The organism is Taibaiella chishuiensis, from assembly GCF_003014535.1.
Classification (GTDB): Bacteria; Bacteroidota; Bacteroidia; order Chitinophagales; family Chitinophagaceae; genus Taibaiella; species Taibaiella chishuiensis.
Window position 1 is genome coordinate 182,443 of record NZ_PYGD01000002.1, and the last position, 15,910, is coordinate 198,352.

12 protein-coding genes are annotated in these 15,910 nt (G+C 51.6%); 4 read left to right on the plus strand and 8 right to left on the minus strand.

From position 1 onward, the window contains the following. The first annotated feature begins 16 nt into the window (after positions 1-16). The 3 genes from B0I18_RS08210 to B0I18_RS08220 are packed head-to-tail and all read left to right on the plus strand — an operon-like array spanning position 17 to position 6,698. Positions 17-1,519, plus strand: a complete 1,503-nt coding sequence (locus tag B0I18_RS08210; protein ID WP_106522208.1) for a glycosyltransferase family 2 protein — start codon at positions 17-19, stop codon at positions 1,517-1,519. Between the two features lie 34 nt (positions 1,520-1,553). Further along, positions 1,554-4,433: a tetratricopeptide repeat protein gene (locus B0I18_RS08215; RefSeq protein WP_106522209.1), complete on the plus strand. Its 2,880-nt coding sequence runs from the start codon at positions 1,554-1,556 to the stop codon at positions 4,431-4,433. A gap of 6 nt (positions 4,434-4,439) precedes the next feature. Next, positions 4,440-6,698 (plus strand): DUF4838 domain-containing protein, encoded by a 2,259-nt coding sequence (locus B0I18_RS08220; protein WP_106522210.1) that lies wholly within the window; start codon positions 4,440-4,442, stop codon positions 6,696-6,698. 23 nt (positions 6,699-6,721) lie between these two features. Here the strand turns inward: B0I18_RS08220 and B0I18_RS08225 are convergent, their stop codons facing one another. The 4 genes from B0I18_RS08225 to B0I18_RS08240 form a co-directional block, all read right to left on the minus strand. Then, entirely contained in the window at positions 6,722-7,105 is a 384-nt protein-coding gene (locus tag B0I18_RS08225) for a hypothetical protein (protein ID WP_106522211.1), read from the minus strand. A 222-nt stretch (positions 7,106-7,327) separates the two neighbouring features. Further along, entirely contained in the window at positions 7,328-7,534 is a 207-nt protein-coding gene (locus tag B0I18_RS08230; protein ID WP_106522212.1) for a GDCCVxC domain-containing (seleno)protein, read from the minus strand. Beyond that, a complete protein-coding gene (gene merTP, locus B0I18_RS08235; protein WP_106522213.1) occupies positions 7,535-8,134 on the minus strand; it encodes a mercuric transport protein MerTP in 600 nt (199 codons plus the stop codon). It abuts the gene before it with no gap. Continuing rightward, on the minus strand, positions 8,131-8,505 hold the full coding sequence (locus B0I18_RS08240) for an ArsR/SmtB family transcription factor (protein WP_106522214.1): 375 nt from the start codon (positions 8,503-8,505) through the stop codon (positions 8,131-8,133). The genes merTP and B0I18_RS08240 overlap by 4 nt, the downstream gene beginning before the upstream one ends. 313 nt (positions 8,506-8,818) lie before the next feature. Here B0I18_RS08240 and B0I18_RS08245 point away from each other — a divergent pair, with 313 nt between their 5' ends. After that, the gene (locus B0I18_RS08245) at positions 8,819-9,541 is read left to right on the plus strand and encodes an AAA family ATPase (RefSeq protein ID WP_106522215.1); all 723 of its coding nucleotides are present in this window, start codon (positions 8,819-8,821) and stop codon (positions 9,539-9,541) included. Between the two features lie 9 nt (positions 9,542-9,550). Here the strand turns inward: B0I18_RS08245 and B0I18_RS08250 are convergent, their stop codons facing one another. From B0I18_RS08250 to B0I18_RS08265, 4 genes are read right to left on the minus strand one after another with little or no spacing between them, the layout of a single operon-like run. Beyond that, a complete protein-coding gene (locus B0I18_RS08250) occupies positions 9,551-10,303 on the minus strand; it encodes a porin family protein (protein ID WP_106522216.1) in 753 nt (250 codons plus the stop codon). A 10-nt stretch (positions 10,304-10,313) separates the two neighbouring features. After that, on the minus strand, positions 10,314-11,567 hold the full coding sequence (locus tag B0I18_RS08255) for a TolC family protein (RefSeq protein ID WP_181358383.1): 1,254 nt from the start codon (positions 11,565-11,567) through the stop codon (positions 10,314-10,316). A gap of 55 nt (positions 11,568-11,622) precedes the next feature. Continuing rightward, positions 11,623-14,724: an efflux RND transporter permease subunit gene (locus B0I18_RS08260; protein ID WP_106522218.1), complete on the minus strand. Its 3,102-nt coding sequence runs from the start codon at positions 14,722-14,724 to the stop codon at positions 11,623-11,625. A 24-nt stretch (positions 14,725-14,748) separates the two neighbouring features. After that, positions 14,749-15,882 carry an efflux RND transporter periplasmic adaptor subunit gene (locus B0I18_RS08265; protein WP_106522219.1) on the minus strand — a complete coding sequence of 378 codons (1,134 nt, stop codon included), beginning with the start codon at positions 15,880-15,882 and terminating at the stop codon, positions 14,749-14,751. Positions 15,883-15,910: the final 28 nt, after the last annotated feature.

Below are 15,910 nucleotides of genomic sequence, written 5' to 3' on the forward strand. Positions count from 1 at the left end.
AATAAGGCAAGTCTACATGAGCAAAAGTATCTGGGATTATATCGGTTCTTTTTTCCAAGGTGGCGTATTCGTCTACGGCATGGTCATGCTGTTGACCTATGCGCTGCTTGCAGTACTTTCATTTATTGCCGTAAACCGTTTCCGTAAAAAAGAACAATATACCGACTACCGTAAACTGACCAGTTCGCCCCTGGCGCCGGGCATATCCGTTATCGCCCCGGCCTTCAACGAAGGCGTAACCATTATCCAGAACGTACGCTCACTGCTTACCCTGAATTATGCCCGTTACGAGGTGATCATCATCAACGATGGTAGTACCGACGATACCCTGGAGAAGCTGGTTACCGAATTCGACCTGGTGCCCATCGACTTTGCCTATAACGAAAAGATCAAGTCCAAACCGGTACGCCGCATTTTCCGCTCGACCAATACCGCTTACGAAAAGCTGATGGTAGTCGATAAAGAGAATGGTAAAAGTAAGGCCGATGCCTCCAACGCGGGCATCAATGCCTCTTCGTTCGATTACTTCCTGTGTACCGACGTGGATTGTATTATCGAAAAAGATACCCTGATCAAAATGATCCAGCCCTTTATGGCCGAAGAGGGTAAGAAAATACAGGAAGTGGGCGAACCCTGTCCCGAATGTGGTTATGTGCATATCGTAGAAGATAAGCGCCGGGTGATCGCTACGGGTGCAACACTGCGTATCGCCAACTCCAGCGATATCGAGGAAGGGGTGCTGGTGCGTATGCGACCGCCTAAAGCCCTCTTTCCAAGGTTCCAGGAAATGGAGTATATCCGTTCGTATGTATTGGGTAAAATGGGCTGGAGTATGATCAACAGCGTACCCAACGTATCGGGTGGTCTCGGTTTATTCGATAAAGAAATAGCGATCAAGGCCGGTGGTTATGATCCGTTGTCCTTTGGTGAGGATATGGACCTGGTAACGCGTATGTGCGCTTATATGCGCGACAATAAACAGAAATACGCGATACGGTATATCCCTTCTACCCAATGCTGGACCGAGGGACCGCCCAACCTGAAGATCTTCGGCAGGCAGCGTACCCGCTGGGGCCGCGGCCTGATGCAGATCATGGCCATCCATAAAAAGATCCTGTTCAACCCGCGTTACGGCCGCCTGGGGCTTATCGTATTCCCTTATAACTTTTTGTTCGAGTTCCTGGCCCCTATTATCGAGGTATTGGGTATCATCTACTACATCTACATTATTATCACCGGTCAGATCAATGCACAGAATGCCTTGCTGCTGTTGTTGTTCGTATACCTCTATTCGGTAATGATCACCACGATAGCCCTGTTCTGGGACCAGATCGTGAACCGGAACTATAAAACCTGGATCGAGGTGTTTGGCCTTAGCCTGATGGCTTTCCTGGAGCCGATCATTTATCACCCGCTTATCGTGTTCTTCGCGCTTAAAGGGTATTACAACTTTATAACCGGCCGTAAACACGTATGGGGCAATATGCAGCGCCAGGGTTTTGGCCGTCCCAAGAAATAATCGTGCCGCTTTCCTAACAACATATTTCTTTCGCATGAAACAGAAGTATTTTTTTCCATTTATCGCCCTGCTCCTGCTCTTGTTTGCCGGCTTTCCCGTAGCCGCGCAAAAAAATAAGGAACAGGCAAACAGCGACCTGCTTGTCCGGCAGATCAAGGCGGAACTGGAGGGACGCAAGGACTATGCGAAGGCGCTGGAACTCGCCCGTAAAGGCGCTAAGGAGTTTCCGCGTAATGCCGACTTTCAGTACTTGCTGGGCAGGATCCACCTGTTGAACAAAGACCTGCAGAAGGCGCAAAGCCGGGCCGATGAGATTATCGATAAGGCGCCCGAATACCGGGATGCCTACCTGTTGGGCGCCGATATCCAACTGGCACGCAGTAATGAAAACGGTGCGCTTTTTTATATCAATAAAGGACTGAACCGCTTTGGCCGGGATAAAGAACTGAGGCTGAAAAAAATGGTGATCTACCAGGCTGCAGGCAATTATACCATGGCCGGCATGCAGGCCGACTCTTTACTCTATAATTTCGGTAACGACAGGAATGTGGTTGCCACTTATATCAACTACAGGAATGAGACAGGGGCTTATTACATGAAGGCGGGTAATATGTCGAAGGCAGCGGCCGAGTTCCAGAAAGTACTGGAGATCGATCCCAAAAACAAGACCGCCTTCGATGGCAATATGAATACCAAACTGCAATCCGGAGACCTTGAAAGCAGCCTGGCCATTGTCAATACTGCATTGGTACGGGATCCTAATGCCTACGACCTTTTATGGAAGAAAATAGGACTGCTGCAGGAGCTGAAAAGATATCCTGAAGCGCTGGACGCATTGCAGTTTGTCCGTAAGAAATTTCCCGCAGATCATAAAAGCGCCCAGTTGGAAACCGAACTGAGACTGGAGGCGGCGCGGTATTACAAAAGCACCGATCCTTATTCCCAGTATGTAGCCGTATTGGAAAAGTCGCCGGGTAACCGCGAGGCGCTGGAAAACGTGATCAATATCGCGATAAGCCGCGGTATGTATGATGAGGCCCTGGCCTGGATCAATAAAGCCCTGGGTAAGACAGGCTCCGACCGGGAACTGCTGAAAAAGAAAATGAGCCTGCTGGAGCAACAGCAAAAGTATATCGCAGCGGCTGCTATTGCCGATCGCTTATATGGCCAGCAGTCCTCCGATAAAGGATTAAGGGAGTCGTTTATAGACCTGTATAGCGCGGCCAGCCGGGAATACGCCCAGCAACAAATGCCCGACAGCGCTTTATATGCCTATGGCAGGATATTGAGAATTGAACCGGCGAATGAGCTGGCGCTCAACGGATCGGTGAATATCCTGTCCGGCCAGAAAAGGTACGGCGCAGCATTGGACATGGTAGATAAGGCCCTGGGGTATTTCCCCGGCGACGAACGCCTGTTGCTGAAAAAGGCGGGTATCCTGCAGGAGGATGGCCAGGACGAAGCAGCTACCGCGATCCTGGAAACCCTTCAGGCACGCAGGCCGGGCGAAAAAGTGAGCCGCAACCTGGTAGAAGCGCAACTCGTAACCGGCCGCAAAATGATGCAGGCCATGGATTACGATGGCGCCGCAGCTCAGTTCCGTAAAGTACTGGAATTGGAGCCCCAGCATAAAGAAACACTGAATACCATTATCAATATCGACCTGGCCAGGGGCCGCGCCGGTGCTGCAGATGCTTTGCAACATACCGCCGATGCCATTGCCGCTTATCCCCAAGACAGGGAGCTGCTGATGAAAAGGTCTGCCGCATTGTTCAACAGCGGCCGCTATGAAGAGGCCAATACCATTACCGGCGACCTGATGCAGCAATATCCCTACAATACCCGGATCAGGGATGCTTACCGCGATCAGATGACCACCTATGCCGGCGTACAAAGGAAAAACGGCGATACCACGGGTGCTTTGCTGAGTTATGGTAAAGTATTGCAGGTAAAACCGGAAGATACGATCGCCCTGCAATCCATGAACAACCTGTATTTCAATAGCGGTAACTATGAAGCGGTATTATCGACTTCGGATACCGGTTTGTATTATCATCCCGATAATGCCTCCTTTATGATCAAAAAGGCATCGGCGCTGGAACAGCTGCAACGCTACCAGGAAGCGGCCCGGCAGATGGATACCGTCGTTACTTTATATCCCGACCGGGCGCCTTATAAGGATTACCAGTCTTACCTGAAGAGTAAGAATTTTAAAAACCAGATTGGTATTGCTTACCTCAATTCGCATATCGATTCTACGCAGTCGGCCAATATAGCGACCTTGCAATACACGCATTACTTCAAACACTTCAGCCTGGCCGGTAGGTTGAACTTTGCCGGCAGGGCACAGGGAACCGGCCTGCAAGGTGAGCTGGAAGCCTATGTATATCATGGCAAAAAATGGTACTCCTACGCATCGGCGGGTATCGCCAATAAGGTGGTATTCCCCAAGCTGAAAGCTTCCTATTCCCTGTTTCATAATTTCGCAACGAGCTGGGAAGCTGAGCTGGGTGGCCGTTTCCAGGCTTTCGATAGCCTGAATGCCATTTCGGGCGTGGCCTCCCTGTCGCGGTACCTCGGCGACTTCTGGCTGAACCTGCGGGGATATGCGATCTTCTACAATGGTAAGCAATACGGTGCAGGGGTGCTTACGGCCCGCCAGTACCTCAATAATAAAACAGACTTTTTCTACGCAAACGTGGGTTATGGTAACTCGCCCGATGATTTCAGCCGCCTGTACCAGCTTGGCGAGACGGTTAAATACACGACGTACAGCATCGGCGCCGGGTACCAGAAAATGTTTAACTACCGGAATATCGTCAGTCTTAATGGTACCTGGTACAACCAGAAGATCGGCGCCTCGCGTTATCGCAATCAATATGATATCTATCTCGTATTTTTAAGAAAATTCTAGCCGCCCATGAAACGCTCCCGCTTGCTTCCCTTTTGTATCGGTATCCTGGCGGCTGTTATGCCGGCAGGCGCTATGGCCCGTAACCTGGTGCTTACGGCCAATGGTAAATCGGAGTATGCCATCGTTATTCCCGAAGCGGCAAAGAAAGGCGAGTTGAAAGCGGCCAACCAATTACAGCAATTGCTGAAACAATCGGGCAATACCCTGTTGCCCGTGGTAAAGGAAAGTGCCAATACTTATAAAAAGGTAATTTATATCGGCAACTGCAAGGCCGTTACCGGCGCGCACCTGCTCGATGCCCTGCAGGAAGATGGCTTCGTGATGCTGCAGCAGGAAGATAACCTGGTACTGGCGGGTGCCGGACGCGGAACGGAATACGCCGTGTATGCCTTTGCAGAACGCTTTCTCCGGGCCCGTAAATACGATACTTCGGCGGCGGTTGTGCCACAGCAGGCCACGCTGGCCTTACCACCCGATATCCGCATTACCTCCAATCCCGCATTCGGCTACCGGCAGAGTTATTACCCGATGAGTAATAATAATGCTTACCTCGACTGGCACGGGTTGCAGCGTTTCGAAGAACTATGGGGGATTTGGGGACATTCTTTTTTTAAACTCGTACCACCGGCTACCTATTTCCAGGCGCATCCCGAATATTATGCTTTAGTCAATGGCAAACGCCGCACAACACAGCTTTGCCTGAGCAATGCGTCGGTATTGCAGATCACGGTAGACCGGCTCCGGGAGCTGATGCAGGATAGCCCCGACGCAGTATACTGGTCGGTAAGCCCTAATGACGAAGCTGGTTACTGTACCTGTCCCCTGTGCCGGAAGGCCGATGAAGAAGAGGGTGGGCCGCAGGGTTCGGTCATCCGTTTTGTCAATAAAGTAGCGGCAGCATTTCCTTCGAAAAAAATAACGACCCTGGCTTATGGTTATACGGTGCAGCCTCCCCGCATAACCAAACCTGCCGGTAATGTCTATGTCTTCCTGAGCAGTATCGATGCTTTCCGCGAACAGTCCCTGGCCGACATCGCTTCGGCGGCTGCTTTCCGTAAGGCGCTAACGGGTTGGAGCGCTATAACCAACAATATTTTTATATGGGATTATGCAACGGAGTTTACCAACTACCTGGCGCCTTTTCCACGACTGCACACCTTATCTGCCGATTTTACCTACCTGCAAAAGAATAAGGTGAAAGGCATATTCGAACAAGGCAGCGGCGATACCTATAGCGATATAGCAGAGCTGAACAGTTATGTACAGGCCAAATTACTCTGGGATCCGGCAGCAGACCAGCAGGCTATCGTTACCGATTTCTGCCAGGGATATTACGGCAAGGCGGCGCCTTATGTAATCAAATACCTGGAGGCCCGGGATGCGGCGCTGAAGCAGTCGGGCAGGCATCTCGATATCTATGGCAGCCCGGTTGCCGATAGCAGGGGCTTTTTAGCGCCTACCCTGATCGATAGCTACGACCAGTTGCTGGAGAAGGCGGCGCAGGCCCTGGAAGGAACCGGCCTGGAGGCCAGGGTGAGCAGGATACGCCTGTCGCTGGATTATACGGTATTACAGCAGGCACGGCACTTTGGTAAAGATCAGTATGGGTTCCTTACCGATAACGGGGGCGCGGCTTATCCATTGAAGCCGGATTGGATGAAAAGGGTAAATCGCTTTGTGCAGGCCTGTAAACAAGCCGGCGTTACCGAACTGTCGGAAGGCGGCTTAAGCCCGGACCAATACGGGGCGGAATGGAAGCAAATTGCAGCGCGGCCCTGGCCGGCTAACCGCGCTGCCGGTGCAGCAGTAACGCTATTGTATCCTTATGTGGAAGATTACCCCGCAAAAGGCAACCGCACGCTTACCGATGGTATGACGGGCTTCACGGATTTCAGTTATAACTGGTTATGTTTTTATGGAACGGATATGGTGGCTACGCTGGATGCCGCTAATATAAAGGGCGCCGGCAATATCAGTATCAATTTCCTCGACGATCCGCGGCATTGGATATTCCCACCGGAGCAGGTGATCCTGGAAACATCGGCAGATGGTAAAACCTTTACCCGCCTGGCTTCGAAAACAATGGATAAACCGGTGGAACATAACGAAGCCGGCATCGTTAATGTACTTTTTAAATTGCCTGCAGGCGTTGAAGCCCGGCTGATAAGGGTTACAGCGATCAATGCCCGCGAGTTGCCTGCCTGGCGGAATTACAGCAATAAGAAACCGATGATTGCCTGCGACGAGATCATGCTACTGCCCTGAAGGCGGTAACAGCCACCGGCAGGCTATTGCCTGCCGATAGAATTTTCTATTTCCTGTATCCTGAAGTTGAGGTCCAGCAAGCGGTCTGCATTGTTACCTTCTACCTCGAAAATTTTCATTTCTTTTTCCAGTTGCGTCTTCATATCCTTCAGCGCTTTTTGCAGGATACTGTATCCCGAGCTGACTTCTTTCTTGATAAAGGCCAGGTCGTCGACCATTTCCTCCTGTAATGCTTCGAATCGCCTGGACACCACAGCGATCTGGTGTTCCAACTCCCAGTCTCCCGGGTTATTGATATCGGCTTCTTCCAGTGCCAGGAGCAAAAAACGGGTACTACGGATCAATTGAAGTTTGGTGGCTCTTACATTATCCCATAATTCTTCAATTTTGGTCATCTGGTCTTTCATCTTTGGTTTGGCTTTGTTGGTTTGGTCGACAAAAATAAATTTTTTCGGCGAACAACAAATGCTTTGTGAACCATTATCTATGCGGCATCCGGCGATTTTGCAGGCTTACCGGAACGGGTAGAAATAACAGAGATTTAAACCGCTTTTGCTTTGTCTTTTAAACGGATGTCCGTATATGAACGGTAAAGCCTGTTGCTGCTCCCTGGGCATTTAGCGTAAAGCTTAGCAACATTTTTTGTTTTCCTGTATAGGCGGGCACTTTACGGTGCCATAACTACAGAACACGCAGCAATCGCCTGGTTTGGGTTTGAGCAGGGTAGCGCAATGCCCGCATTGGTAAAAATACCAGCAGGCATCCGTGGGCATGGTTTCTTCTTTAGCGTAGCCACAGTCGGGGCAGGTGATCGTTGATTGCAGTAATAGGTCCATTTAAGGTTTGTTTTTATCCGTTATGGTATAACCGGTAGCGTTTATGGTTTTTTCGATGGTTGTAAGATTTACCCGGGTCGTATCCCAGGTTACCGTCGCTTGGCCGGCCTCGTAGGATACGGTACATTGCAGCACGCCGGGCAATGCGCCGACCGCGCTGCTGATATGTTCGCCACAGGAGGCACAGGTCATCCCGCTCACCCTAAAGGTTGCCGTTGCAGCCGGTATACCCGCGGCCACCTGTTGTGGCTTTGCCGGGACACCGGGGTAAAAGAGATGAGCATATACCGGGAAGGCAAGCAGGAAGCCGGCAAGCACCGTGACGATACCGAGGAAAAGCTTACTGTGGATGAATTTCGTTTTGCCTGGTTGTTCGCAATTACAATGCAGCTGCCTGGCGGGTCTTAGCTTACGGTACCAGGCCAGGGCCAGGAATACAACCGTAGCCGCTATGCAATAAGGTCTGGCTGGCTCCAGCCAGGAGAACGCGGAAGCCATGCCGCTTACACCGGTGAGTAATGCCAGCAGCGGGGCAATACAACAGAGCGAAGCGGCAAGCGCCGTACCCAGGCCGGTAATTATTTTCAGGTTCAGGTTCATATCAGGGCCAGGCTGGGTTGGTCATCAAGGATCCTGAAGAAAGGTTTGAGCAGGTTGTTATACTCCCGGTTTACCGAGTAGAACAAGGTTTGCGCCTGCCGGGTCATGTTGATGATTTCCCGGTCTTTGAGTTTGCGCAAATGCTGCGATACCGCCGAGATACCCATGTCGAGGATATCGCTCAGGTCACAGACGCAGAGCTGTTTTTCTTTATAGAGCAGGTACAGGATCTTCAGCCTGGTGGGGTTGCCCGCCAGTTCCAGGGCCTTGGATAAGTAGGTAAAAGTGTCGCTTCGTTCGGCTACCCGCACCTTACAGCGGTTGATCTGCGTGATATCGGCCTGCTGCCGTTGACAGGAATGATGGTCCATGGTGTAAAAATACGGTATTTTATTATTTAAGCAATTGCTTAAATACGATTGGCTACGGCTGTTGCCTGGAATACGCTGATTTGCGGGCAGCAGCACAGTCCTGTTTATACTGAAGGGCCAGGCCCGGAGTTGCTTCCAAAGGGCTTTACAGGCTTATCGGCAGGATATTAGCCGTAATATCCTGCCGATGTTCGCTGAAATAGATAATTTTGCCTGTTTTAGCGAAACGAAGTGCTGCTGCATGCAGGGGTGGGATCGCTTAACAGAGTGGCGCCAATAGGGATGCTACCGCAATAAAGGACAAAGTACGATTATGAATATTTTCGATCTTATCATTAACGATAAAGAAGTGGTTGCCCTGGACGATGTGTTCCTGGATGAGGAGAACCAGCATACGATTCAACAGCTGATCAAGGAATACAGATACGTGGACGAGCTGAGTCATTACGGCCTGCCGGTAAACAACAAGGTATTGCTCTATGGCAAGTCGGGCTGCGGTAAGACTACGGCAGCCAAGGCCATTGCACATAGCCTGGGCAAAAGCATCCATATCTTAAACCTGAGCAATATCGTTTGCGCGAAAATCGGTGAGACCTCCCACAATATAAAAATGGTCTTCGATAAAGCGGGCAGGGAAAAATCGGTATTGTTCCTGGATGAGTTCGACCATATCGGGAAGGCGAGGGATAATGACGAAAAAGAAGTGGGCGAGATGAAAAGGCTGGTGACCAGCCTGATCCAGCTGATCGACTATTATCCCAAAAATGCGATCCTGATCGGGGCTACCAATTACCCCGAAATTATAGATCATGCGCTGATGCGGCGCTTCCAGCTGCGGATCGACTTCCGCATGCCCCCGGCTGATATGCTCGACGCTTACTACGATAAGCTGCTTGCTGCGTTTCCAGCCGCTATACGGGATATCGGCCGCATCTACGATATCTCTTTTGCCGAAGCCAAAGACTATGCCTTTACCGAAGTAAAAGCCAGGCTGATCGCACAACTGGAAGCGGGTACCTGGGTGCCGGAGGCATAAATAACACGGTTACCTGAAGGTATAACCGATCGACAACCGGCAGCCCCGGTTGTACACCCGTATATTATCATTCCGGTTATCGCCCAGGGTATAACTGTTGGCATACTGGATAATATCCGTCAGGCCGAGGCTATAGCCTGCACTCAGGGATAGCCCGAAGTCAAAGCGGTAGGCCAGTCCTGCATGAAGGCCGCAATCGAATTTCTGCAGGTATTTGTCCTTGCTTTCGTTATCGCCCGGCGTACCATATATGCTCTTGTCGCTGAAATACCGGCCCTGTTCGTCTTTGCGGTTGATGGCCGCACTGAGCAAGGCGCTGAGATAAGGTCCTGCATATACCTGCAGGCCTTTGAGCCTGTAGGTGATATTGGCAGGTTGTAATTCCAGGTAGCTCATTTTTAAAACTGAGTTATAAGGGCTGTTGATGCTGTCGCTGAGGGTAAGACTGGCTTGGATGTGGTTGAAGAGCAGGGCATGTTTCAGCCCGAAGTGTGCGGTTATATTATGATCCAGCACCAGGCCTATATGATAGCCGGTTTTGTTGCCGGCCGGACCTGCTCCAAAAACATAGGCCAGGTCTTTACCATAAAGGCCGCTATAATTCAGACCGGCTATAATACCGACGGATAGACGGCCCGGTTCGGTACCGGTTTTTTCAAAATCTATATTGGTAGTCCTGTTTCCTGCCGGGTATGCCGTATCCTGTGCTGCACAAGGGGCGCTCAAAACGAGGAGCAGCAGTGGTTTTAGTAGTCGGTTCATGTCTTATGTTTTAGAAATTGATGTCCCAGATGCCGGCCGCTTTTTCGAGGGCAACGAGCGCTGCGGCACAATTGAATAAGGTTTGATAATAGTTTTGCTGTACTTCGTTATAGGTGCGTTGTGCATTCAGTACTTCCAGCAACGAGGTTTCTCCCCGCCGGTAGCTGTATAATTTCCCCTCCAGTATTATTTGAGCACCGGCGAGCAAACCGGTATTGAATTGCAAGGCCTGTTGCCGGGTAGCCTGGTAATTAAAAAACGCCTGTGTAACTTCTGCCTGTACCTGTAAGGCAGCCTGCTGATACCGGGCTTCGGTCTGCAACGTGGTATAATAAGCGGTTTTCAGCGCTCCGCGGTTATTGTTGGAGAATTTAAGCGGGATACTCAGGCCCAGGTTGGTCTGTACAAAAGAAGGCGTTGGCGCTATCGCATTGCGTACATACGAGGCATAGGTAAGCCCGGCGCTCAGTCCCAGGTCGATAACCCTGCTGGCCTTTGCCAGCGCCAGCATTTTCTCTGCTACCGTTTTATCCTGTAAGGCTGCGGCGAGGTCGGCACGGTATTGCCGCGCATCGCTGACCAGCCGTGCCAGTTCGAAGTTGCGGTCGAAAGGAGTAAAGTTGCCAGAGGCCACCATAAGGGTATCGGATGTAAGCGTGCCTGTAAATACCGCGAGTTCGCTCAACGAGGTTTTCCAATCTGCGATGGCCTGGTACACATCATTGCGCATGGTTGCAGCTTCCAGCCTGCTTTGGCGGGCATCGAGGTCGCTGATGGCGCCGGAGTGCGCGCGTATACTGTCCGATTGGGCCAGGCGGTTCATCGCATCATAGGCCTGGAACTGCACCTGCACCAGTTGCCCGTTGCGTATCGCTTCCAGGTATTTCAGGGTGGCTTCGGCACGCAGGTTGCGGAAGTAGTCCTGTAACAGGTAACCGGCCAGTTCGCTTTCACTTTTAGCAAGGTCGATCCGGGCCTTCCGTTTACCGCCCAACTCTACCGTCCAGCCGATACCGGCGCTGTAACCATTGCCCATATTCAGGCGGCGCTGGCCGTTGTCGAACCAGCCGGCACTTAACTCCGGGTCAGGAAAAATTTTTGCGGCTTCTATATTGGCGGCGGCAACCGGTATATTGAATTTTTCAGCGGCATAGGCAATGTTGTGTTTGCCTACCCGGTCGATATACTGTCCATAAGGCATTGTTTTTTTTAGGAACAAAGTATCGGTCTGGCCGTAAGCCACGCCGGTGGCCCAAAGTAGCATACAAGCGCCGGGTAGATATTTTCGGAATAAGGAGGAGTGTAACATATTTCTTTTTTTAGGCGGAAGGCTGCTGGTTATTATTATTTCCATGCTTTCTTTTTTCAAGCAGGTAATAGAGCGCGGGGAGTGCATACAAGGTGATCACGGTGGCAAAGAGCAGGCCGTAAACGATCACGGTGGCCAGGGGTCTTTGTACATCAGAACCGATACCTGTGGCCAGCGAAGCAGGCAGCAGGCCAAGTATCGCAACGGTAGCGGTCATCAGTACCGGCCGGAAGCGTTGCCGCGCGCCTTCGCGCACGGCGTCCTGCAGGGCAAATCCTTTTTTGCGCAGCATATTGAATTGAGCGATCATCAGTACACCGTTCTGAATGGCTACGCCAAAGAGGGCTATAAAACCTACCGCGGAAGAAACATTCAGCGTCATACCCCGTATATTGAGAGCCAGCATACCACCGAACAACGCGAGCGGTACCACGCTCATCAACAGACCTGCCTGCCGGAAATTACCGAATGCGCCATACAGCAGGATGAACATGATCGCGAGCGCCATGGGTACGATAACGGCCAGGTGCCGGTAGGCCCTGTTCTGGTTCTCGAACTGGCCGCCCCATTTGATGTTGTATTTATCATGGTCATACCGGATCGTTTTATCGATACGCTCCTGGGCCTCCTTCATGAAGTTGGTCAGATCGTTGCCCCGCAGGTTGAGCCTTACGGTCACCTGTCTTTTGTTCATCTCCCTGGATATGGTGCTTTCGCCGGTGTTGAGCTTTACGTCTGCAACCTGCGATAAGGGTATTTTAGCCCCCGATTCGCTGGTCAGCATCAGGTTGCCTATTTGCTCGGGCGTGCTGCGGCTGTTTTCGTTATAGCGGCAGGTTATATCATATACTTTAACGCCCTGGAAGATTTGTGATATGGCTTTACCCCCTATCGCGGTTTCGATAAGATCCGATACATCGGATACATTCAAGCCGTATTGCGCAATCTTGTCCCGGTCTGCAATGACTTGTAGCTGGGGCAGGGGCGGCTCCTGGTCTATGGCCAGGTCTACGGCACCTTTTACCCCGCGCAGGGTTGCCAGTACGGCTTCGGCGATCCGGCGGGTTTCTTTAAAATCCTCGCCATATATTTTTACAACCAGCTCGCTGTGCGCCCCTGCGATCTTATCCATTACGCCATCGATCATAGGTTGGGAAAAGGCTACATTGTAACCCGGCATACGGGCATACTCGGCCGCCAGTTCCTCGACCAGGTCTGCCTTGCTCCTGCCGCCTTTCCACTGGCTATAGGGCAGGAGGCCTACACTGCATTCAAAATGCGAAGGTGTCCAGGCGTCCGTACCATCGTCATTGCGCCCGGCCTGCACCATCACATAGGTTACCTCGGGGAATTTCAGCGTATGGGCGCGCAGGCTATCGCTCATCTCTTTCGATTTGTCGACTGTAATACCCGGCGGCAGTGATACCTGCAACCAGATGGAGCCTTCGTCGAGCGGTGGCAGGAAGTCTTTGCCTACCGTAAAGGTCAATGCCAGTGCGCCCAGCAGGATTAGTATCAGGGGCAGTACGACCTGTTTTGGTTTTTGCAATAGCCTGGCTACACGGCGATGATAAGCGGCGGTCAGCTTTTCCATCCATTTATTATGATACACCTTCTGTGGTTTACGGTACACGGCATAGGCCAGGCCGGGAATAAGGAATAAGGCCACCAGCAGCGCGCCCAGCAGGGCATAACCCACGGTAAAGGCCATAGGCGTGAAGAGTTTTTTCTCTACGCGTTCAAACGCAAATAAAGGCAGGTAAGCGGTAATGATGATGACCGTTGCAAAGAAGATCGGTCGTGCCATTTGTTTTACCAATGCTGCCACGCCGGTTTCTGTCATGGTTGCTGTTTCCTCTTCTTCTCTTTGCTTGAGTACGGCTTCCATCATCACGATAGCGCCGTCGGCAATGATCCCGAAATCGATAGCGCCCAGCGATAAGAGGTTGGCCGGTATATGCGTGAAATGCATGAGGATAAACGCGGTGAGCAGGGATATGGGTATGGTGATAGCCACCAGCAGCGCGCCCCGCCAGCTGCCGAGAAAGATGATCAGCACGATGATAACCAGGCCCATACCTTCGAGCAGGGTTTTGGATACGGTATGCAATGTGGTGTCCACCAGGTTGGTGCGGTCGAGGAAGGCATGTATTTTTACGCCTTCGGGCAATACATTTTTATTCAGGTCGGCTACGGCATCGTTCACGCCATGTAAGACCACCGAAGCATTCTGGCGTTTCAGCAACAATACGATGCCTTCTATATTATCTGAATAATTGGCGCCGCGTTTGTCCGAATACCCCAGTGCACCTTTACGTTCCAGGTTGCCGTATTTTATAGTGCCGATATCGTTCATCATAATGGCGGTACCATTGGCCGATTTAACTACGATCCTGCCGATATCATCCAAAGTCCTTACCAGGCCTATGCCGCGTATCACATAGGCCTGGTCGCCGCGGTTCAGCACACTGCCGCCGGCATTGGTATTGTTGGCCTGTACCTTGCTTACTACATCATTGAGCGAGATATTGTATTGTTCGAGTTTATGCGGGTCCAGCTCGATCTGGAACTGCGTGGTAATGCCGCCGAAATTGGTAACATCGGCCACACCGGGCACCTGCCTGATGCGGGGAACGATCACGAAATTCTGCAGGTCGGTAAGCGCCCGCAGGTCATGCGATTTGCTTTCGATCACATAACGGAATATTTCGCCGGTGGGTGAGGTGAGCGGATCGAGCCCGGGCGATGCGCCATAAGGTAAAGCCAGGTCGGACAGGCGTTCCTGGATACGCGTCCGGGCAAAGTAGTCGTCGGTGCCGTCTTCAAAAACAATCGTTACCATCGACAGGCCAAAGGTGCTTTTGCTGCGCATGACGTGCATGCCCGGCAAGCCGTTGACCGCGCGTTCGATCGGGATGGTGATCTGTTGTTCTACTTCTTCAGCCGCGAGACCGGGTACCTGCGTTACCACCTGCGAGGTAACATCGCCGATATCGGGATAAGCCTCGATGGATAACTGCGTCCAGGAATAATAACCGAAAAGTGCCAGCAGGGTGAACAATGCCAGGATCAGCCAGCGTTTAGCCAGGGTAATGTTGAATAGATTTTTCACACGGGTATGTTTTTGTCTTTTGAATTATTGTGCATCTGACAGGTAATAGGCGCCTTCGCTGACCACGATATCGCCGTTTGCCAGCCCGGACAAGATCTGTACGTTACCATTATATGTTACGCCGGTCTGTACATACCGTTTTATATACCGGTCCTTGCCCGACTGCAGCCACACATAACTTTTATCATTGAACTGCATCACGGCTTTGGCCGCTACAAATATGGACTGTTGCGGGTTTGCCATAAACTTTACAGTTACATACATGCCGGGTTTGAGGGCATGGTCGGGGTTGTCGCAGGCTACGAGCACATGTACGCTCCGGGTGTCCTCATCCATAATTTCATCCACGTGGAAGATCTTACCGGTAATGGTCCGGCCCGGGAAAGCCGGCAGGCTTACTGCTGCCCCGGCCAGGTCCCGCACCAGGTGCAGGTCTTTTTCTTTGATCATACCCGCTACCCATATTTTATCCAACTCGGCTACCTTGGCATGCGGGGCATCGTCTGCCTTTATATACTGGCCGTTCACGACATCGTTGGCTACCACTTCGCCGGCTATAGGTGACCGTACTACCAGGGGCTGACCCAAAACCAATTGCTGCACATCGGTCTTAAATATCTTAAGGGAGGCGAGCGCATTCTGGTACTCTTTTTCTTTCATGTCGAAATCGGTTTCCGCTTCTTCGAGGTCTTTGGCCGCGCCTACGCCGTTTGCCTTCAGGTCCTGCTGGCGTTTTAATACCCGGCCTGCATTCTGGCAGGCTGTCTTTGCCTGTAAAAAAGCTTTTTGTGCTTCCATGAAATCCGGTGAGGTCATTTCAAAAAGCGGGGTGCCGGGTTGGGTCTTCATGCCCAGGCGCAGGTATACCCGGGTAACCCTGCCGGAGAAGGGCGGCGCTATCTCGGCATACTGGTTGGGAATGGCTTTTACGGTGGCGCCGGATACCAGCTCGGCACTGTAAGGGCCATAGGTGATGGTACTGGTACGGAGCCGCGCCTTAACGGTGGCATAGGGCGACAGGGTAACGGTATCGCCGCTTACCCGGAAATCTTCCGTTTTGCCGGCTCCCTGTTTATTGCCGCAACCGGCCGCCGCCAGTGCGATCAACAGGACCGGGCTTTTTTTTCTGAACGCCGTACTGGAGAAAATGCTATTCATTTTTGGAGTTACTTTTTGAAGTGGATGG

Coding starts and splice junctions, on each gene's coding strand:
- B0I18_RS08220 (WP_106522210.1), top strand. CDS start 4,440: ATGAAACGCTCCCGCTTGCTTCCCTTTTGTATCGGTATCCTGGCGGCT.
- B0I18_RS08210 (WP_106522208.1), top strand. CDS start 17: ATGAGCAAAAGTATCTGGGATTATATCGGTTCTTTTTTCCAAGGTGGC.
- B0I18_RS08265 (WP_106522219.1), bottom strand. CDS start 15,882: ATGAATAGCATTTTCTCCAGTACGGCGTTCAGAAAAAAAAGCCCGGTC.
- B0I18_RS08225 (WP_106522211.1), bottom strand. CDS start 7,105: ATGAAAGACCAGATGACCAAAATTGAAGAATTATGGGATAATGTAAGA.
- B0I18_RS08240 (WP_106522214.1), bottom strand. CDS start 8,505: ATGGACCATCATTCCTGTCAACGGCAGCAGGCCGATATCACGCAGATC.
- B0I18_RS08255 (WP_181358383.1), bottom strand. CDS start 11,567: ATGCTACTTTGGGCCACCGGCGTGGCTTACGGCCAGACCGATACTTTG.
- B0I18_RS08215 (WP_106522209.1), top strand. CDS start 1,554: ATGAAACAGAAGTATTTTTTTCCATTTATCGCCCTGCTCCTGCTCTTG.
- B0I18_RS08230 (WP_106522212.1), bottom strand. CDS start 7,534: ATGGACCTATTACTGCAATCAACGATCACCTGCCCCGACTGTGGCTAC.
- B0I18_RS08250 (WP_106522216.1), bottom strand. CDS start 10,303: ATGAACCGACTACTAAAACCACTGCTGCTCCTCGTTTTGAGCGCCCCT.
- merTP (WP_106522213.1), bottom strand. CDS start 8,134: ATGAACCTGAACCTGAAAATAATTACCGGCCTGGGTACGGCGCTTGCC.
- B0I18_RS08245 (WP_106522215.1), top strand. CDS start 8,819: ATGAATATTTTCGATCTTATCATTAACGATAAAGAAGTGGTTGCCCTG.